Source organism: Bacillus sp. LK2 (assembly GCF_001043575.1).
GTDB lineage: Bacteria > Bacillota > Bacilli > Bacillales > Bacillaceae_G > Bacillus_A > Bacillus_A paramycoides.
Genome location: NZ_LDUK01000021.1, coordinates 317283 through 336525 on the forward strand (window position 1 = coordinate 317283; position 19243 = coordinate 336525).

General features: G+C 37.0%; 20 protein-coding genes. 1 reads left to right on the top strand and 19 read right to left on the bottom strand.

All coding sequences use genetic code 11. The annotated features are described in order from the left end of the window. Nucleotides 1–164 precede the first annotated feature (164 nt). The gene (gene prli42 / locus VK90_RS28795; RefSeq protein ID WP_000549036.1) at nt 165–257 is read left to right on the top strand and encodes a stressosome-associated protein Prli42; all 93 of its coding nucleotides are present in this window, start codon (nt 165–167) and stop codon (nt 255–257) included. Between the two features lie 90 nt (nt 258–347). Here prli42 and VK90_RS16570 read toward each other — a convergent pair whose 3' ends face one another. From VK90_RS16570 to VK90_RS16660, 19 genes are all read right to left on the bottom strand, one after another. Further along, entirely contained in the window at nt 348–587 is a 240-nt protein-coding gene (locus VK90_RS16570; protein WP_002173380.1) for a DUF3894 domain-containing protein, read from the bottom strand. Nucleotides 588–772: 185 nt separating this feature from the next. Continuing rightward, nucleotides 773–1363: a L,D-transpeptidase gene (locus VK90_RS16575; RefSeq protein WP_048374139.1), complete on the bottom strand. Its 591-nt coding sequence runs from the start codon at nt 1361–1363 to the stop codon at nt 773–775. 16 nt (nt 1364–1379) lie between these two features. Beyond that, entirely contained in the window at nt 1380–2348 is a 969-nt protein-coding gene (locus VK90_RS16580; RefSeq protein ID WP_002173382.1) for an aromatic acid exporter family protein, read from the bottom strand. A gap of 101 nt (nt 2349–2449) precedes the next feature. Further along, entirely contained in the window at nt 2450–3172 is a 723-nt protein-coding gene (locus tag VK90_RS16585; RefSeq protein WP_048374140.1) for an amino acid ABC transporter ATP-binding protein, read from the bottom strand. Continuing rightward, nucleotides 3165–3824 (bottom strand): amino acid ABC transporter permease, encoded by a 660-nt coding sequence (locus VK90_RS16590; RefSeq protein ID WP_002173384.1) that lies wholly within the window; start codon nt 3822–3824, stop codon nt 3165–3167. The genes VK90_RS16585 and VK90_RS16590 overlap by 8 nt, the downstream gene beginning before the upstream one ends. A gap of 36 nt (nt 3825–3860) precedes the next feature. Further along, a complete protein-coding gene (locus VK90_RS16595; RefSeq protein WP_025150087.1) occupies nt 3861–4649 on the bottom strand; it encodes a transporter substrate-binding domain-containing protein in 789 nt (262 codons plus the stop codon). Nucleotides 4650–4897: 248 nt separating this feature from the next. Next, the gene (locus VK90_RS16600) at nt 4898–5311 is read right to left on the bottom strand and encodes a BrxA/BrxB family bacilliredoxin (RefSeq protein ID WP_002015097.1); all 414 of its coding nucleotides are present in this window, start codon (nt 5309–5311) and stop codon (nt 4898–4900) included. Between the two features lie 143 nt (nt 5312–5454). After that, the gene (locus VK90_RS16605; RefSeq protein WP_048374141.1) at nt 5455–5862 is read right to left on the bottom strand and encodes a YjdF family protein; all 408 of its coding nucleotides are present in this window, start codon (nt 5860–5862) and stop codon (nt 5455–5457) included. A 121-nt stretch (nt 5863–5983) separates the two neighbouring features. Beyond that, nucleotides 5984–6448 (bottom strand): NUDIX hydrolase, encoded by a 465-nt coding sequence (locus VK90_RS16610; protein WP_048374142.1) that lies wholly within the window; start codon nt 6446–6448, stop codon nt 5984–5986. Between the two features lie 70 nt (nt 6449–6518). Next, on the bottom strand, nt 6519–7223 hold the full coding sequence (locus VK90_RS16615; RefSeq protein WP_048374143.1) for a DUF421 domain-containing protein: 705 nt from the start codon (nt 7221–7223) through the stop codon (nt 6519–6521). Between the two features lie 108 nt (nt 7224–7331). After that, complete coding sequence (locus VK90_RS16620; RefSeq protein WP_048374144.1) at nt 7332–8510, bottom strand: FtsW/RodA/SpoVE family cell cycle protein; 1179 nt, start codon at nt 8508–8510, stop codon at nt 7332–7334. 340 nt (nt 8511–8850) lie between these two features. Continuing rightward, a complete protein-coding gene (locus VK90_RS16625) occupies nt 8851–10152 on the bottom strand; it encodes a dihydrolipoamide acetyltransferase family protein (protein ID WP_048374145.1) in 1302 nt (433 codons plus the stop codon). 15 nt (nt 10153–10167) lie between these two features. Next, the gene (gene bfmBAB, locus VK90_RS16630; protein ID WP_000290076.1) at nt 10168–11151 is read right to left on the bottom strand and encodes a 3-methyl-2-oxobutanoate dehydrogenase subunit beta; all 984 of its coding nucleotides are present in this window, start codon (nt 11149–11151) and stop codon (nt 10168–10170) included. A gap of 13 nt (nt 11152–11164) precedes the next feature. Beyond that, on the bottom strand, nt 11165–12166 hold the full coding sequence (gene bfmBAA, locus VK90_RS16635) for a 3-methyl-2-oxobutanoate dehydrogenase subunit alpha (protein WP_025150081.1): 1002 nt from the start codon (nt 12164–12166) through the stop codon (nt 11165–11167). 27 nt (nt 12167–12193) lie between these two features. After that, nucleotides 12194–13615, bottom strand: coding sequence for a dihydrolipoyl dehydrogenase (lpdA, locus tag VK90_RS16640; RefSeq protein WP_002173392.1), 1422 nt, complete (start codon nt 13613–13615; stop codon nt 12194–12196). Nucleotides 13616–13619: 4 nt separating this feature from the next. Beyond that, entirely contained in the window at nt 13620–14723 is a 1104-nt protein-coding gene (buk, locus tag VK90_RS16645; RefSeq protein ID WP_002173393.1) for a butyrate kinase, read from the bottom strand. 87 nt (nt 14724–14810) lie between these two features. Next, nucleotides 14811–15911: a leucine dehydrogenase gene (locus tag VK90_RS16650; RefSeq protein WP_048374146.1), complete on the bottom strand. Its 1101-nt coding sequence runs from the start codon at nt 15909–15911 to the stop codon at nt 14811–14813. 34 nt (nt 15912–15945) lie between these two features. Further along, nucleotides 15946–16845: a phosphate butyryltransferase gene (gene yqiS, locus VK90_RS16655; protein ID WP_048374147.1), complete on the bottom strand. Its 900-nt coding sequence runs from the start codon at nt 16843–16845 to the stop codon at nt 15946–15948. Between the two features lie 194 nt (nt 16846–17039). Continuing rightward, the gene (locus tag VK90_RS16660) at nt 17040–19112 is read right to left on the bottom strand and encodes a sigma-54-dependent Fis family transcriptional regulator (protein ID WP_048374148.1); all 2073 of its coding nucleotides are present in this window, start codon (nt 19110–19112) and stop codon (nt 17040–17042) included. Nucleotides 19113–19243 lie beyond the last annotated feature (131 nt).

The following is a 19243-nucleotide window of genomic DNA, read 5'->3' on the forward strand; positions in this document are numbered from 1 at the left end:
ATAACAAAAACTCACAATCTATCTTTTAATATATTCTCCACGCATACCCAAATTTCCTGTTATATTTTGCAACCCCTTCCCGAAATTTGTCCTTTCTCTCCCCTTGTCCACAATTTCATTTCTCGTTACAATGAAATTGTACTGATTTGCAAGGAGGCTTAACGATGCATAAAAAAGCTCAAAAAATTATGGTTTATATAATGTTAATTTCTATGCTTGTAACAACATTACTTACTGGCGCAAGTATGTTTTGGTAAAAAGGACGATTCACTCGTCCTTTTTTTACTTTCTATTTATACAAAATAGACCATCTCGAAATCGAGATAGTCTTTTTTGTATGAAAATTCTTATTTTATATATAGTACAATCGCTACAATGCTAAAGGAAAAGGCCATTACAAGTGCTATTACAAAACTCGTGTACTGTTTTTGCTGAAATGCCCCAATGACGAAAGTAAAATTAAGTAATGCCATCAATACAATTGATACTACGTAAGAGCATATATTAAAAGTTGCTAATATGAATGTAATGACAAATAGAAAACCAACACAAAACTGCATATAAGAAATTTTTGGATTCAAATACATATGAGCAACCCCTTTACTTAGTTATCTTTATATATTCTCATTAACGCATGGTTATGTACACATGTCAAGACAACTTAATAAAGTGAAACTTTAATCAGTTGGGGTTTTGTTCATAATACACTGATTATTAGCCCACACCAATCGGGCTTTTACGGGCAGCCCTACTCCCACCTAACTTCTTTGCTTTAGCCAAATTTTGAGGTGGGGATCTTACTGCTCGCAAATAGCGGGATAAAAGAAAAAGCCAACTTCTCGTTGACTTCTCTGAATGCAATGGCTCCTTTTTCCTTCGCCAATTGCTGAAATGATTTCTTCGATTTCACAATCCATACTTTCGTTCCAATTGGAATACGATCAAACAAATATTCCACATCTTGTTTCTTCATTCTTATACATCCTTGTGAAATATACTTTCCAATTGAACTAGGCTGATTTGTCCCATGTATCCCATATTTACTTCCGTCAGTTCCTTTTGCGTTAAATCCCATCCACCTCGATCCAAGTGGATTTTTCGGAGACCCCCCAGGAATATCCTTCGCAATATAATACGGATCCTTCGCTTTCAATACAATATCAAAAGTTCCTTCTGGTGTTAATTCATTTGTTTTCCCCGTCGCTACTGGAAAAACCTTTTGGATCTTCCCATCGTCAATGTAAGCTAGTTTATTCGTCGCCTTATTTACAATTATAAAAGGATCCCCAGCACGAGGATTATCACCAAGAGGCCAAATCGGTGATAAAGAAAGACATAATAATAAAGAGAGAAGATACGGCATAAATAATTCCTGCCTTCTATATAAGTTCTTTTATATTATCCTTTCCCTTAAAACGACTTTTAATGAGTAGATACTGCTCCATCTCATAAACAAGTTGAACAAGTTTCGCACGTATTTCAAATTCTTCTCGCGTGACTGGTAGCGGCATTTCTCTAAACACTTCTCGCATTTCTTGAAGTTGTCTTAACGAAATGACCCCTGTACTTTCAGGACGAATGGAATTCCCTATATTTTCGATTACGTCTGCAATCATATCAGCTTGTTCATACGTCCACGATAGTGACGCAGCTAATGGTATCATCCGCTCTAAAATTTCAAATTGCTGCATGCGCATATCAAAATAACGGTAATAATAGTCATCTTCACGCATAAACTCATTCTCAAGCTTTTTAAATGATAAATCTTTCGCTTCTTTCAACATCATCTCTGTTTCAATTAATTCTGCTCCACTCCAATTACTATCGCGATTTCTTAAATAAACAACCATTTCAAACAAAATTGTTTTGAAGTGCTCTTCTATTTTCTCTTGATACTCTTTCAGTTTATTCTCACTGCTTGGCATGTACATGTTTACTAATAAAGCGACACTAATTCCAATCGTTAATATAGCAATTTCATTACCAACTATAGACCATGTAATTTGCTTTAATGAGTACAGATGCATAACAATAACTGAACTCGTGACAATACCTTCTTGAATTTTGCACATAACTGCAGTCGGAATAAAGGTAAGCAGTAATAAGCTAATCGCAAGTGGTGTATAGCCAACCGTTTCAAAAATGCAAAACGCGAATACCATCGATAATACGCAAGCTAAAAAACGGTGCAACGATACTTGAACTGATTTACGTTTCGTGTTTTGTACGCATAAAATGACTAAAATACCAGCTGAACTATAAAATTCTAACCCTAATAGCTGAGCAATAAAAACTGCCGCACCTGTTCCAAGCGCTGTTTTCACTGTTCTATATCCAATTTTAAACATATCATTACTCCTATATGTATAAACGTATTTAAAGATAGTATAAAAAAAGGATGACGCGATGTCATCCTTTTTCTACTTATTATTCACGTAACCTTTACATATTACAATATCTTTTGCAAAAATTCTTTTGCACGGTCACTTTTTGGTGCCGTAAAAAACTCTTCCGGATTGCTATCTTCTACAAGTTTTCCACCATCTAAAAAGAGAACGCGGTCTGCTACTTCTTTTGCAAATCCCATTTCATGCGTAACAATCGCCATCGTCATTCCTGTCGTAACTAATGATTTCATAACTTCTAGCACTTCTTTCACCATTTCTGGATCTAGCGCTGATGTCGGTTCATCAAATAGCATAACTTCCGGTTCCATCGCCAGTGCCCTTGCAATTGCTACACGTTGCTTTTGTCCCCCTGAAAGACGATTCGGATACGCAGCTTTTTTATCTAATAACCCTACTTTTTCTAGAAGCTTCTCAGCTTTCTTTTCAGCCTCTTGCTTCGCTACACCTTTTACATTAATAGGAGCATACGTAATATTCTCTAATACAGTCATATGAGGGAATAAATGAAAATGTTGAAATACCATTCCGACATTTTCACGAACGTGCATAATATTTGTTTTCGGATTCGTTACTTCTTCCGTTCCAATCCAAATGTGACCATCTGTTGGTGCTTCTAATACATTCATGCAACGTAAAAATGTTGACTTGCCAGATCCTGACGGTCCGATAATTGCAACAACTTCTCCTTTTTCAATCGTTGTCGTGATCCCTTTTAATACTTCATTTTTTCCAAATGATTTATGAAGGTTGTCAATTTTAATCACTTTTCTTCATTCTCCCTTCAATTGCCTTTCCAACTAATGTAAGAATAATCACTAACATATAATAAACAAGTCCAACAAACAGTAATGGCTCTAAATACTTAAATGTTTCACCGCCTACAATGTAAGCTCGGCGCATTAAATCTGTTGCTCCAATTACAGTTACTACAGCCGATTCTTTCGTAAGAGTCGCAAATTCATTTACAAGTGCTGGTAATATATTTTTTAATGCTTGAGGTAAAATTATATTTCTCATCATTTTCCCGTAAGGAATACCTAAAGCCATCGCCGCTTCAGTTTGTCCCTTATCGACCGCTTGAATTCCGGCACGAATTACTTCTGACATGTATGCCCCTGAATTTAAACTAAATGCAAGTACAGCTGCTAAAAAGGCAGGTATATCATAACCAATCATTTGCGGGACACCGAAATAAATAATCATTAATTGCAATACAAGCGGTGTGCCACGAAATATTGATGTATAAATATCTGCTACAATATTTAATACTCGTATTCTAGCAATTTTACAAAGCGCTAATAACGTTCCTAAAATAAATCCTGCTAAAGCTGATACAGCCACAATTTTCAATGTAACTTCTAAGCCTTTTAATATATATGGTATAGAAGGCGTAATCGCCGAAAAATCTAGATTCATCCTTTTCATTCCCCTCACAGAAAAGTGAAAGGCAGCTTATTTCGCGCTGCCAAACCATTTCTTCACTAATTTATCCATTTCTCCATTCTCTTGCATTTTCTTAATTACTTTATTAAATTCTGCTGTTTTATCACTATTTTTCGGAAGGGCAATTGCTGCACCTACTTCTTCTGGTGCTTCTTGAATTTCAATTCCTTGTAATTCTTTCATATTTTCTAAATAATTTTTAGCTACTGTATCTTCTAAAATAGCTGCGTCAAAACGGCCAGCTTTAATTTCTTGTACGATTTCCGGTATACGGTCACGTCCCTCGGCTTTGAAATCGACTTGTTTTTGAAATTCTTTTGCCTTTTCTTCTTGAATTGACCCTGTTTGTACCCCTACTTTTTTCCCTTTTAAATCTTCTAACGATTTAATATTGGAATCTTTTTTTGACACGATCATGTTTTTAGCAACAAAATAAATGTCTGTGAAATCTGCATTATTTTTACGCTCTGCAGTTGGCGTCATACCCGCCATAACAAAATCAACTTTTCCTGAGTTAAGAGATGCTAATAAACCACCAAAATCCATATCTTTCACTTTCACTTCATATCCAAGTTCTTTTCCGATATATTTTGCAATATCAACATCAAAGCCGATAATTTCATCACTTTTTGATGCTTCCACGTATTCATATGGTTTATAGTCTGCTGAAGTCCCCATAACGAGTACTTTCTTATTCGTGTTACCTGCGTTAGTTGCCTTCGAATCCCCTTTACTACAGGCACTAAACATACTTACAATTAAAATAAGTGCAAATGATATTGATAATAACTTCTTCATCCTTCTTCCCCCTAATAATGTATATTTAAAAGTTTAATAGAATATTTATTCGTTGTTAGTATTGTATCAGTACTTTTATTTTTATGCAATATTTAAAATAAAAATAAACACAAAAACATTATTACCGTCATTCACAACGCATAAAAACATGCATAAAATAACATTCTTATGCATGTTCGATCATTATAAAAACTAAATAAAAAAGCGGTACATCCACTTAATCGTGGACGTACCGCTTTTTCTCTTCCTTATAGTTCTTCGCAATTATCTTCGAAGTAAGATTGTAGTTTTGCAATTACTTGCATTGGTTCATGACCTTCAATTTCATGACGTTCTACCATCGTTACAATTTTTCCATCTTTCAATAAAGCAAATGATGGAGATGAAGGTGGATATCCCTCAAAATATTCACGAGCTCTTGCTGTAGCTTCTTTATCTTGACCCGCAAATACCGTTACAAGGTGGTTAGGACGTTTATCATAATGTACGGAATGTGCAGCAGCAGGGCGAGCAATACCGCCTGCACAACCACATACAGAGTTTACCATTACAAGTGTTGTACCATTTCTTTTAAATGCTTCTTCAACTGCTTCTGGTGTCGTCAATTCCGTATATCCCGCAGAGACAATCTCTTCACGCGCTTGACGGACAACATCGTTCATAAAAAAGTTAAAGTTAATCAATGTGTTCCCTCCTCTAATTCTACCTATTTGTATCTTACCAGTTAATGTTTAGAAAATACAAGTAAGTTTACTTGTATTTAAGCATAGAAAAGGTGTTAGAGCTCTTGCTCTAACACCTTTTCTTAATGACCTCGATGTTTTTGCTTTGCCTTTTGTACTTTAATTAAACGTTTCCGCTGCTTTTCTGCTTCTCGCTTCTCTTTAGATTGCACTTTCTTTTCTTGTTTATGCAGTTCATAAGATAAACTAATTGCCTCTTGCGCCTTTGTATAACGTTTTACATTTAATTCTTTAGCAGCTTGCCTTATGATACGCTTAATACTTTTCGGACGCTGTTTTTCTTTAATCTCCACACCACATCTTGCAAAGCGCTGGAAATACGCTAACATTGGACCATTTACAAATATAAGTACTTCTTCATCTGATGGTTCCGTCCCAAAAATATACCTGGCTCCATACAATTTCCCTTTTTCTTGGCGCATAATAATTCCTACAAAAAATTGACCATCGTGATATACTGTCAATTCCATTGACAGCCCCTCCTTAGCAAAATTAGAAATACCGGACATCCCGGAGGGGAAGGTTACTGACATGAAATCATGCGTCTGGACTACCAACCAGAGCTGTGTTTTTGTATTTCTTCCACTATTATTATATCTTTCTTTCCATAATTTTCATATATTCAACAATCATTTTTTTATGTGACCCTACAATATAGTCAGGTAGCTCTGTTACTGGAAAGAACTTAAGCTGAACAGCTTCTTCTTTATTCATAACAAAATTTCCTTCGTATTCATCGGTATAATAGGCAGTTGTTACGGATTGAAATTCATCACCGTTTGCTAATTTGGTAAAATAATTCGCTCCAGAAAATACATTGATTAATCGTAAATTCTTAACTTCTATTCCTGTCTCTTCATATACTTCGCGGTAAGCTGTTTCTTCTGGTGATTCACCAAGCTCCATTAACCCGCCAGGCAGCCCCCATTTTCCGTACGGCTCTGTTCGTTGCTGTAATAATACATATCCACTTTCATTTATAACGAGTACAACAGCTCCAACTAAAATTAAAGGGCGATGACCAACTATTTTTCGTAATTCTTCTACATATCCCATCGTATCGCCTCCTTTTTCGTTGTCCACACTATTGTATCATATGTATGAAACGACAAAATGCGTATATTTTTCATTTTTTTAACAAAATATTTATTTTATGTGCTTCATCTACTGTAGCTAACATAATGGATTCGATTTCCGCACTCTTCTCTAAAAACTCTTTCGCCCACTCTTCTGTTTTTCCTAATAAAGCGAGTACATCCTGTTGAATTCTACCATCCTTCACTAAAATAAAAGCAACTGGAGATTTTTTCCCCGCCACTTTAAGATCAAGCCGAGAAACTGCTTCATATTCTGGATACTGAAATATAGAAACAACACCACTTGCTTCCCATAATGCTAATTTAATCGTTTGAATATCGCTCACATTTCGCATGCGAAGTTCCGAAAATAAATATTCTGCCGTAATTCTCGCTTTTTTCAAATTGCTAAAATCAATGGAACCATTGTGTATAAGAATAACTGGCGCAGGCTCTAAAAAACGTCTCCACCTATCCCATTTCAACATTAAAACAGAGCTTACAATATGTAATACAACTAGTATAAAAGTTGTAATCATTGAACCAAGCAATCCGACCTTTTCATCGGATAGTGCATTAGAAATATTCCCACCAAGCAATAACACTAATACAACATCTAAAAAGCGAAGTTGTGCAATGGACCTTTGTCCCATCAATTTCGCAACTAAAATTAAAAATATATAAGCTATAACTGCCCGAATAATCCATTCCCCATTAGAAATATGCCGTGCTCCTTCAAAAATATGTATATACATAACTTTGCACCCCTTAAACGTTGCAAACTACAATTTTGTTTTAGTTTGCAACGTTTAAGAGCATATATGTAAAAAAGCTGATTCGTTTTTAAACGAACCAGCTTTTTGTTACTTAACTGAAAACATATATTTTTTATACGTTTTCCGTACCGATAATATGAGTCCCATCATAATCATATTCGAGAATAAGGAACTTCCCCCATATGATAAGAAAGGTAATGCGATACCTTTTACAGGCATTAATCCAACGATCATACCAATATTTTGAAATATTTGAACCGTTAGTATTCCTATTGATCCCGCACATAATAGTGTACCAAATAAATTATCAGCAGAATAACCAATAATAATTGTTCGATAAAGTAGTAACAGGAACAAGAACACAACTAGTGCTGCTACTATAAATCCACCTTCTTCAGCAATTGTAGCGAATATAAAGTCAGTGTGTTTCTCTGGAATATAGACGCTCCCTTCACCGTACCCTTTACCTTCCATACCTCCACTACCTACAGCTAAAATCGATTGCTGCGTTTGATAGCCTTCATTTGCATTTTCAAATGGATTTAACCAACCTATAATACGTGATTGTTGGTGAGGTTTTAGTAAAGTAACCAGTTTATTAAAGAAGAAGTCTGGGTATCTTACAAATATAAATATTAATGCAGACAATATTGTCACTGGAATTACTGTACATATCGCAATTAATTTCTTTTGAATTCCTGACATGAATAAAATACATGCGATAGCTGCTGCATATAAGAACACCATTCCTGTGTCTGGTTGGCTATATACAACGGCCATAGGTGGAAGAGATACTAACATAATCTTCCCAACCAATTTTAAATCAGTCTGGAATGTCCGGGCCATATACTGAGCATTATGTTTCACCGCTAAACTTGCAACTAGTAGAAGCAATGAAATTTTGAAAAACTCAGATGGCTGGATTTGTCCAACCAATGGAAAAACGAACCATCTTTTTGCACCTAATTTTTCAGGTGTGAAAGTGGAAACCGGTAGTATTTTCAAAAGAATAAGTGAACCAAACCCAACTATATAAAGCGGCCAAGACAATTTTTGCAATTGATCTAAGTCGATGCTTGCAACAAGCAATAACAATACAGCCCCAATTATGTAGTTCAAACCCTGTTTCGCAGCAAAGTTTGCATCTCCATACTGTCCGGTTTGCTGACTGCTATATATAGCGGCTATACTCGTAACACATAATGCACACAAAATTAAAATTAATTTTACATCTAAACTTTTTAGAAACTCGGTACTTCTTTTCATGACATCCTCCTGAAACATTGTTACAGCAAAATAAAAAACCAGGAGTCAACATTCTTCATGTTTTGACGACTGATTACACATTATCTATAAAACACTTATATAGAATAACTCTCTTTTTCATACAATACAATATATTATACTACAGTTTCATCAGTAAGATTTGCCAAAAAAATTATTCTTTTCTTATTTTATATCTATATACCATATATCAGCAATGTATTTTCGCAAATTCCTTATACATGATCATTCATTGTAAGATTAATGGGAAAAGGTTTATACATATTGTAGGAAGCAAATGAAGAAATAAGATGATAAAAAGCTCGCATAAGCGAGCTTTTTATTAATATACAGACGTATTGTTTTCTGACATGTTTTCTAAAATTTCTTTAACACGTCCTAAGAACTTACCACAAATTAAACCATCAAGTACGCGGTGATCAAGTGATAAACATAAGTTAACCATGTCACGAGCACCGAACATACCGTTATCCATAATTACTGGGCGTTTTACAATTGATTCTACTTGTAAAATAGCCGCTTGTGGGTAATTAATAATACCCATAGATTGAACAGAACCGAATGATCCTGTGTTATTAATTGTAAATGTTCCGCCTTGCATTTCGTCCGCTTTTAACGACTTCGTGCGTACTTTCCCTGCAAGTTCTGTAATTTCACGAGCGATACCTTTAATTGTTTTCTCGTCCGCTTGCTTAATTACTGGTACAAATAGTTCTTCCTCTGTTGCAACAGCGATTGAAAGGTTAATATCTTTCTTCTGAACGATTTTATCGCCTGCCCACATAGAATTGATTTGAGGATACTCTTTTAACGCTTGTGCTACTGCTTTTACGAAGAAAGCAAAGAACGTTAAGTTAAAGCCTTCACGCTTTTTAAAATCACCTTTAATTGAGTTACGGTATGACACAAGGTTTGTCACATCTACTTCAATCATCATCCAAGCATGAGGTGCCTCGTGTTTACTACGTAACATATTTGCTGCAATCGCTTTACGCACACCTGTTACTGGAATCTCGATATCTCCAGGCATTGTCGGCACAGAAACTGGTTTTGCAGCTTCTACTTTTTGCGCTACCGGTGCTTCTGGACGTGCTTCTACTACTGCTACAGCTTCCTCTTTTTTCGCACCTGCTTGCGGAATGTTTCCAGATTCCACTAGCTTTAAAATATCTTTACGAGTAATACGGCCATTTGCTCCCGTACCTTCTACTAAATCTAAATCAACATTATGCTCGCCCGCAAGTTTTAAAACCGCTGGTGAAAAACGTGGTTTTCCATCAGTTGGTTGTTTTACTTTCGGTGCTTTTTCAGATGTAGTTACTTCTGCTTTTGGTTCTTCTTTCGTTTTTTCCTCTACAGCAGTTGCCGCTACTTCATCTGCGCCTTCTACTTGAATGACACAAACAACTTCACCTACAGCTAACGTATCACCTTCACCAGCTATTAACTCCTTCACAATACCAGTGAAAGAAGATGGTACTTCTGCATTTACTTTATCTGTCATTACCTCTGCAAGTGGATCATATTTGTTCACATGATCGCCAACATTAACGAGCCATTTACTAATTGTACCCTCTGTAACGCTCTCCCCGAGCTGAGGCATTGTAATATTTTCTACAGCCATGTATAGTCCCCCCGATTAAAATTCCGCAAGTTCACGCATTGCTTTTTCAACTTTATCTGGATTTACCATAAAGAATTTTTCCATTGTTGGTGCATATGGCATTGCTGGAACGTCTGGGCCTGCAAGACGTGCAATTGGTGCATCTAAATCAAACAGACAGTTTTCAGCGATAATTGCTGCCACTTCACTCATAATGCTTCCTTCTTTATTGTCTTCTGTTACAAGAAGAACTTTACCAGTTTTTGAAGCAGCTTCGATAATTGCTTCTTTATCTAATGGATATACAGTACGTAAATCAAGAATGTGTGCAGAGATGCCATCTTGCGCTAATTTCTCAGCTGCTTGAAGAGCAAAGTGGACACATAATCCGTATGTGATAACAGTAATGTCATCACCTTCACGTTTTACATCTGCTTTTCCGATTGGTAATACGTAATCATCTTCTGGCACTTCACCTTTAATTAAGCGATATGCACGTTTATGCTCAAAGAATAATACTGGATCTTCATCACGAATTGCAGCTTTTAATAAGCCTTTTGCATCATATGGTGTAGAAGGGATAACAATTTTTAAACCTGGTTGGTTTGCAAACATCGCTTCTACAGATTGTGAATGATACAATGCACCGTGAACACCGCCACCAAATGGCGCACGAACTGTAATTGGACAAGTCCAATCGTTGTTAGAACGATAACGAATTTTTGCTGCCTCAGAAACAATTTGGTTTACTGCTGGCATGATGAAGTCAGCAAACTGCATTTCAGCGATTGGACGCATACCATACATCGCTGCACCAATTGCTACCCCAGCGATTGCTGATTCTGCAAGTGGTGTATCTAACGCACGATCTTCACCAAATTGATCATATAATCCGTGTGTCGCTTTAAATACGCCACCTTTTTTACCAACATCTTCACCTAAAACGAATACTTTCTCATCGCGTTCCATTTCCTCGCGCATTGCTAATGTAATAGCATCAATATAAGACATTACAGCCATGAAACGTTCCCCCCTATTCTGCGTATACGTGCTTCAATGCATCTTCAGGTGCTGCATACGGAGCATTTTCTGCATATTCTGTTGCTTCGTTTACGATATGCATAATTTCATCTAACATTTGTTTCTCAGATTCCTCAGTTAACACGCCAACTTCTTTTAAATAAGCAGCAAATGTTATAATTGAATCATTTTTCTTCGCTTCTTCTACTTCTTCTTTATCACGATAAACACGATCATCATCGTCACTAGAATGTGCTGTTAAACGATATGATACTGTTTCGATTAGAGTTGGGCCTTCACCACGGCGACCGCGGTCTGCTGCCTCTTTTACTGCTTTATATACTGCAAGTGGATCGTTTCCGTCTACTGTGTATCCAGGCATACCATATCCAATTGCACGGTCTGATACATTTTTACATGCTAATTGTTTTTCAACTGGAATAGAGATTGCGTATTTATTATTTTCACACATGAAAATAACAGGTAGTTTGTGTACGCCAGCAAAGTTCGCACCTTCATGGAAATCACCTTGGTTTGAAGAGCCTTCTCCGAATGTAACGAACGTTACTAAATCTTTCTTCTCCATTTTTCCAGCTAACGCAATACCAACTGCATGCGGTACTTGTGTTGTTACTGGAGATGAACCTGTAACAATACGATTTTTCTTTTGACCGAAGTGACCAGGCATTTGACGACCACCAGAGTTTGGATCTCCAGCTTTAGCGAAGCCAGATAACATAAGCTCTTTAGCTGTCATACCAAATGCTAGTACAACACCCATATCACGGTAGTATGGTAATGCATAATCTTTCTCTCTATCAAGAGCGAACGCTGCTCCAACTTGTGCAGCCTCTTGTCCTTGACAAGAAATTACGAATGGAATTTTACCTGCACGGTTTAATAACCACATACGTTCGTCGATTTTACGTGCAAGTAACATCGTACGGTACATTTCTAATACTTGCTCATCATTTAAGCCAAGCTCTTCATGGCGCTTTTCTTTTACTTCTGCCATTTTTCATAACCTCCTAAATCCACATTTTTATGCGTGTAACGCTTTTCCATCTACAGCTAGTGCTGCTTCACCAATCGCTTCAGATAATGATGGATGCGGATGAATTGTATGTGCTACTTCCCAAGGTGTTGCATCAAGTACTCTTGCAAGACCAGCTTCAGAAATCATATCTGTTACATGTGGCCCGATCATATGAACACCAAGAATGTCATTTGTTTCTTCATCAACTACAAGTTTTACAAAACCATCTGATTCTCCGTATACAAGTGCCTTTCCGATTGCACGGAATGAGAACTTACCTACTTTTAACTTATAGCCTTTTTCTTTCGCTTCTTGTTCTGTTAAGCCAACAGAAGCAACTTCTGGACTGCTATATACGCATTTTGATACCATCGAATAATCAATTGGTGTAACTTCTTTACCTGCAATATGTTCTACTGCAACAATTCCTTCATGAGAAGCAACGTGAGCAAGTTGCAAGCCACCGATTACATCTCCAATTGCGTAAATATGAGATTCTTTCGTTTGATAAAACTCATTTGTTTGAATGTATCCTTTTTCCACAACGATATCAGTATTCTCTAAACCAATGTTTTGCGTATTCGCTTGTCTTCCTACAGATACAAGCATTTTTTCTGCTTTAAATTCTTTATTCTCACCGTTATGTTCAGCTTGAATTGTTACTCCATTATCTTTTACCAATGTTTCTGGTAATACTTTTGCACCAGTTACCACTTTAATACCTTTTTTCTTGAATAGACGTTGCATTTCTTTTGAAACGTCATTGTCTTCTAGTGGTAATATAGTTTTCGCATACTCTAATACTGTAACTTCTACACCGAAGTCAGCAAGCATAGATGCCCACTCAATACCGATTACACCGCCACCCACGATAATGATTGAACTAGGAAGCGTTTCCATTTTTAGGGCATGATCTGAAGACATTACATACTCTCCGTCTAACTCTAATCCTGGTAATGAATTTGGACGAGAACCTGTTGCAACAAGTACATTTTTTGGAATTAACATTTCATTTTCTTCTCCACTTGCAAGTTCAACTGAAATTGTCCCTGGCATCGGAGAGAAAATAGATGGGCCAAGAATACGGCCAATACCTTCAAACACATCAATTTTACCTTGTTTCATTAAATGTTGAACGCCTTTATGAAGCTGCGTTACAATCTTCTCTTTACGCTCTTGTACTTTCGCAAAGTTTAGTTCTACATTACTTGCAATAACTCCGAACTCTTCGCTTTTTTTAGCAGTTGCGTATACTTCCGCACTACGTAAAAGAGCTTTACTAGGAATACATCCTTTGTGTAAACAAGTACCACCAAGATTTTCTTTTTCAACAAGTGCAGTTTTTAAACCTAGTTGTGATGCACGAATAGCAGCAACATATCCACCAGTACCGCCGCCAACGATGACTAAATCATATTCTTTTGCCATTATCTCAACCCCTAGCTACCGTTTCTTTTTCACGTACAACATATTCTTTTGGAGCTTCTTCTTCACGTAATACACGAAGTGCTCCTTCTGCTAATGCTTGTAATTCATCTTCTCCTGGATGTACGATAACATCTGCAATCCAATCTACTCGTTCTTTTATTTCATCGACAAGAATTTTACTGTATGCAAGTCCACCAGTTAATACGATTGCATCGATTTTCCCGTGAAGTACAGCGCTAGCTCCGCCAATCTCTTTTGCAACTTGATATGCCATTGCTTTATAAATAAGAGTTGCTTCAGGATCGCCTTTTTCAACCATTTGTTCTACTTTAATCGCATCATTTGTGCCGATTAGACTTACAAGTCCACCTTGTCCGACAAGCTTTTTAACCATTTCGTCACGATAATACTCGCCAGAGAAACACATTTCAACTAGTTGTCCTACTGGTACTGTACCAGCACGCTCTGGACTAAATGGTCCTTCTCCGTTTAAGCCATTATTAACATCAATAACTTTTCCTTTTTTATGAGCACCCACTGTAATGCCGCCACCCATATGTGTAACTAATAAATTTAAATCCTCGTATTTGTGGTTTAATTGTTCAGCCACTTTACGAGCAACCGCTTTTTGATTTAATGCATGGAAAATACTTTTACGTTCCATACCAGCAATACCGCTTATGCGAGCAATCGGCTCCATTTCATCTACAACAACAGGATCTACAATGAATGCCGGAATATTTAATCCAGAAGCAATTTCATATGCTAAAATGCCTCCAAGGTTTGAAGCATGATGACCACTAAACCCATTTTTTAAATCTTCTAACATCGCATCGTTTACTGTATACGTTCCGCCTTCGATTGGACGAAGTAATCCACCACGCCCACAAACAGCGTTCAATTTTGAAATGTTAATACCGTGAGAATGTAGAACTTCTAAAATCGTTTCTTTTCGAAACTCATATTGATCAATGATTCGCTTATATTTTCCAATCTGCTCTTCGTCATGACGAATTGTTTCTTCTAAAACGGGTCTTTCATTATCAAAAACACCAATTTTTGTGGATGTACTACCCGGATTAATAACAAGAATTCGATTTAAGGACAATGTTGCTACCTCCACTAATAAATTCAAAAGGAAGTGGAAACCTCATGAGAGGTAACCACACCTTTTGTAAAAGTTTTATATGAATAATTAGCGACGGCTAATAATGTCGTGACCGTTGCGTAAGTATGTGCTACGAGTGTTTTTCAAACTTGCAATGCGCTCTTCAGCTAGACGATCTGCTGCTACATAAGTTGCTACGCCATCGCGTTTTGAAATTTCGATTACTTTTGCAATTGTGTCATAAATAGACTCAACACGTTTTAGTGCACGTTCTCTATTGTATCCATATAATTCGTCTGCTACGTTAATTACGCCACCTGCATTAATAACATAGTCTGGTGCGTATACAATACCCATTTCATGAATGATGTCACCGTGACGATCTTCTTTTAATTGGTTATTTGCAGAACCTGCGATTACTTTTGCTTTAAGTTGTGGAATAGTTTCATCATTAACCGTTGCGCCTAATGCACATGGTGCATAAATATCACATTCAACACCGTAAATTTCAGTTGGCTCAACTGCTGATGCACCGAATTCTTCTACTGCACGTTGTACAGCTTCTTTATTAATATCTGTTACGATTAATTTTGCTCCTTCAGCGTGTAAATGTTTGCATAGGTGATATGCTACGTTACCAACGCCTTGAACAGCAATTACTTTTCCTTCTAGGTTATCTGTACCGAACGCTTCTTTTGCAGCTGCCTTCATACCACGGTAAACGCCGTATGCAGTTACTGGAGATGGGTTACCAGAAGAACCGAATGAAGGTGAAATTCCTGTTACAAAGTCAGTTTCTTCATGGATAATATCCATATCATCTACTGTTGTACCAACATCTTCAGCTGTAATGTAACGTCCGTTTAGTCCTTGAATGTAGCGTCCTAATGCACGGAACATTGCTTCGCTTTTATCTTTACGTGGATCACCGATAATTACTGTTTTTGCACCACCTAAGTTTAAACCAGCTGCTGCATTTTTGTATGTCATCCCTTTTGCAAGACGCAATGCATCTTCAATCGCCGCTTCTTCAGAATCATATGTCCACATTCTTGTTCCACCAAGAGCTGGTCCAAGTGTTGTATCATGAATTGCAATGATTGCTTTTAAACCAGATTCTTTATCTTGACAAAATACTACTTGCTCATAATCATATTTTTCTAAGTATTCGAAGATTTCTAATGTCATTGTCGTTTCCCCCTAATGTTTTACCCTTTTTGGTTTATTTTGAAGCAGTCGCAACTGCCAATGCTAATGAATATACTTTTGTTTCTGCTGAATCAGCACGAGATGTTAAAACAATCGGTGCTTTTGCGCCAGCAATCATTGCTCCTACTTTTGCATCTGCAAAGTAAACGAGTGATTTATATAGCACATTTCCAGCTTCAATCGTTGGGACGAGTAAAATGTCTGCCTTACCTGCTACATCACTTACTATGCCTTTATGCTCTGCTGCAATTTGTGATACTGCATTATCTAAAGCAAGTGGTCCATCAACGATACAATTTTTGATTTGTCCGCGGCGATTCATTTGTGTTAACATCGCTGCATCAATTGTCGCCTGCATCGCTGGATTCACAACCTCTACTGCTGCGATTGGTGCCACTTTTGGCAACTCAATTCCTATTGCCTGGGCAACTTGAACAGTATTTTGTATAATAGCAGCTTTTTGTGTTACATCAGGTGCAATGTTCATCGCTACATCTGTAACAAAGATAAGGTGATCGTAATTTGGAACCTCAAACGTTGCAACGTGTGAAAGTACGCTACCTTTACGGAGTCCCCACTCTTTATTTAATACAGCTCTCAACATATTTGCTGTTGGGATGTTCCCCTTCATAAGTACATCTGCTTCACCGTTTCTCACAGCTTTAACAGAAAGTTCTGCAGCCTCAGCACTTGACTCTGCTGCAATCACTTCAATATGTTCTGAAGTTTGTAAACCATGTTCTTGTAGCATCCCCATTATTTTCTCTTGATTTCCATATAGACGAAATTGAGCTAGCTGTAATTTAATTGCTTTCGCTACAGCTTCAATTACTTCATGATCTTCAGCTACTGCTACAGCTACAGTTTTTTTAGGCTGTCCTGCTGCTTGATCAATTAAGTGTTCTAACTTCATATTTTGTAATCAACCCTTTCCGTCGTCCCTCGCCTATTTATTAAGCAAATACCGTGCCAACTTTTAAAAGTGGTCTTACCAATAATGAAAACGCATTCAAAATGCAGTAAAATCAATACTTTTAAAAAAACGGAATATTGTGTCTCATTTTGTCACTTCTTGTATACCATGCAATAAATTGCACGGTACGCAATTTATTGCATGCTATTTTTTGCATGGTTGTACTTTTCTAACTTGTAATATACGTTTCGAACCGAAATCCCTAACGCTTTTGCAGTCTTCGTTTTGTTCCCATCAAATTTCTCCAAATATTCATGGATAATATTCCCCTCAAATTCTGTCACTAAGTGTTCAAGGGCCTTCTCTTCTAATTCAGGTAATAAATTATTTTGTTTCGTCTCTACTTGTTCTTCTTTATGTAAAGGCGGTAAATGATGTACATCGATATATATCTCGTTATAATTCATAAAGATAATAGCTCGTCCTAAAATATTTTCAAGTTCCCTAACATTTCCTGGCCATTCATATGATTGTAAATACGAAACGGCTGCATCGGTGAGCCCTTCTACATTCCGGCCATAATCTTGGTTAATTTTTTGAATTAACCTTTCTGCAATCGCTGGTATGTCTCCTTTGCGCTGACGAAGGGAAGGAATTTGAATTGGGATTTTATTTAAACGATAATATAAGTCCTCTCTGAACTTCCCTTCTAAAATCGCTTTTTCTAAATTCACATGCGTCGCCGCAATCACTCGGACATTAATAGGTATCGCTTTCGTTCCTCCTACTTTCACAATCTCCTTTTCCTGCAGTACACGAAGGAGCTTCGCTTGCGTATTCGCAGATAACTCTCCAATTTCATCTAAAAATATACTTCCATTGTTTGCTTCTTCAAAGAAACCTCGTTTACCGCCTCTTTTCGCTCCAGAGAACGCACCTTCCTCATAACCGAATAATTCACTTTCTAACAACGTCTCCGAAATAGCCGCACAGTTTACACGGACGAACTTATTATATTTCCGATTACTTCCATTATGGATCGCATGCGCAAATAATTCTTTACCTGTCCCAGATTCTCCGCGTAGCAATACCGTTGCTGGTGTATTCGCTCCAAGCTTCGCTTGTTCAATAGCTGCCGTCGTTTCATCTGAATCGCCAACAATATCATCAAATGAATATTTCGCTTCTAATGTTCGAATAATTTGTCTTGCCCTATTCAATTCATTTGTTAACTTTTGAATTTCTGATACATCGCGAATTACACCGACGCTTCCTTTCAATATTCCATCAACAATAACCGGTGCTACGTTTACAATTACATCCCGCTTTTTTTGCCCAATCTTCATATGTATTCCTCGTACGGCTCGGCGTGTCCGAAGTACTTTCATATGCATACTTTCACCTTCTACAATATCAGTTGTAGCCGGCTTCCCTATAATATCCGCTTCTGTCAAACCCGTTAACTTCGTATAAGCAGGGTTTATAACTAGCCCTCTTCCTTTCTCATCGACAACCGAAATCGCTTCCTCAGATGAGTTGATAATCGCCTCAAGTAGCGTTTGAATTTCTTTTAAGTCTGTAACTTCTTCCGCTAAATCTACAACTTCTGTAATATCTTTAAAAATCGCAAATGCCCCTTGAACCTCTCCATCTTCTTTTAATATTGGTATACGCGTTGTAATAATTTTCTTTTCATTCTCTAGCGTCAGTTCATAATTCACTTCTATTTGTTTCGTACGTATAATGCGCAGTAACTTACTCGTTGGAATGACTTCTAAAATATATTTCCCTATCGCTTCTTCTTTTTTATATCCGATAATACGCTCTGCACTTTTATTAAACAGACGAACTTGTCCCTCTCGATCTATAACAATCATACCGTCATGTGTAGAATTTAAAATCAAATCCCCTTGTTGCGTCTGTTCTTCCAGCTTCCCAATTAATTCTTCCTTCTCATGCGCTAATCTCGTAACAATTTTTGCAATATCCCCTGGTATAAGAAGAGTATCTTTATGCTTAACCTCCCATAAAACCTTATGTAAATCATAGTCACCTGTCATATCAAACATTACATCAATATGCATAGAAAGAAACGGGGTTACACTATCATCAATCGGAATTCCATATTCCTTAGCAATTTCTAATCCTTTCGCTATTGGATTAATATCAATAACCCCTATAATTTGAAATATATTTGAATTTTGTAACAGACTAAGCAGTGTACTTCCACCTTCACCTGCTCCAACAATTAACACCTTTTGTTTCATACATTACACTTCCTCTCGAAGTATCTCTGCAAAATTTTTCACACCCTTATCTTACTCGTTCAGCAACCTCTTGACAAACCCCCTTTTCATATAACATCATTTAATATATACGAAATAATCTGAAAAGGAGC

Coding starts and splice junctions, on each gene's coding strand:
- prli42 (WP_000549036.1), top strand. CDS start 165: ATGCATAAAAAAGCTCAAAAAATTATGGTTTATATAATGTTAATTTCT.
- VK90_RS16570 (WP_002173380.1), bottom strand. CDS start 587: ATGTATTTGAATCCAAAAATTTCTTATATGCAGTTTTGTGTTGGTTTT.
- VK90_RS16575 (WP_048374139.1), bottom strand. CDS start 1,363: ATGCCGTATCTTCTCTCTTTATTATTATGTCTTTCTTTATCACCGATT.
- VK90_RS16580 (WP_002173382.1), bottom strand. CDS start 2,348: ATGTTTAAAATTGGATATAGAACAGTGAAAACAGCGCTTGGAACAGGT.
- VK90_RS16590 (WP_002173384.1), bottom strand. CDS start 3,824: ATGAATCTAGATTTTTCGGCGATTACGCCTTCTATACCATATATATTA.
- VK90_RS16595 (WP_025150087.1), bottom strand. CDS start 4,649: ATGAAGAAGTTATTATCAATATCATTTGCACTTATTTTAATTGTAAGT.
- VK90_RS16600 (WP_002015097.1), bottom strand. CDS start 5,311: ATGAACGATGTTGTCCGTCAAGCGCGTGAAGAGATTGTCTCTGCGGGA.
- VK90_RS16605 (WP_048374141.1), bottom strand. CDS start 5,862: ATGGAATTGACAGTATATCACGATGGTCAATTTTTTGTAGGAATTATT.
- VK90_RS16610 (WP_048374142.1), bottom strand. CDS start 6,448: ATGGGATATGTAGAAGAATTACGAAAAATAGTTGGTCATCGCCCTTTA.
- VK90_RS16615 (WP_048374143.1), bottom strand. CDS start 7,223: ATGTATATACATATTTTTGAAGGAGCACGGCATATTTCTAATGGGGAA.
- VK90_RS16620 (WP_048374144.1), bottom strand. CDS start 8,510: ATGAAAAGAAGTACCGAGTTTCTAAAAAGTTTAGATGTAAAATTAATT.
- VK90_RS16625 (WP_048374145.1), bottom strand. CDS start 10,152: ATGGCTGTAGAAAATATTACAATGCCTCAGCTCGGGGAGAGCGTTACA.
- bfmBAB (WP_000290076.1), bottom strand. CDS start 11,151: ATGGCTGTAATGTCTTATATTGATGCTATTACATTAGCAATGCGCGAG.
- bfmBAA (WP_025150081.1), bottom strand. CDS start 12,166: ATGGCAGAAGTAAAAGAAAAGCGCCATGAAGAGCTTGGCTTAAATGAT.
- lpdA (WP_002173392.1), bottom strand. CDS start 13,615: ATGGCAAAAGAATATGATTTAGTCATCGTTGGCGGCGGTACTGGTGGA.
- VK90_RS16650 (WP_048374146.1), bottom strand. CDS start 15,911: ATGACATTAGAAATCTTCGAATACTTAGAAAAATATGATTATGAGCAA.
- yqiS (WP_048374147.1), bottom strand. CDS start 16,845: ATGAAGTTAGAACACTTAATTGATCAAGCAGCAGGACAGCCTAAAAAA.
- VK90_RS16660 (WP_048374148.1), bottom strand. CDS start 19,112: ATGAAACAAAAGGTGTTAATTGTTGGAGCAGGTGAAGGTGGAAGTACA.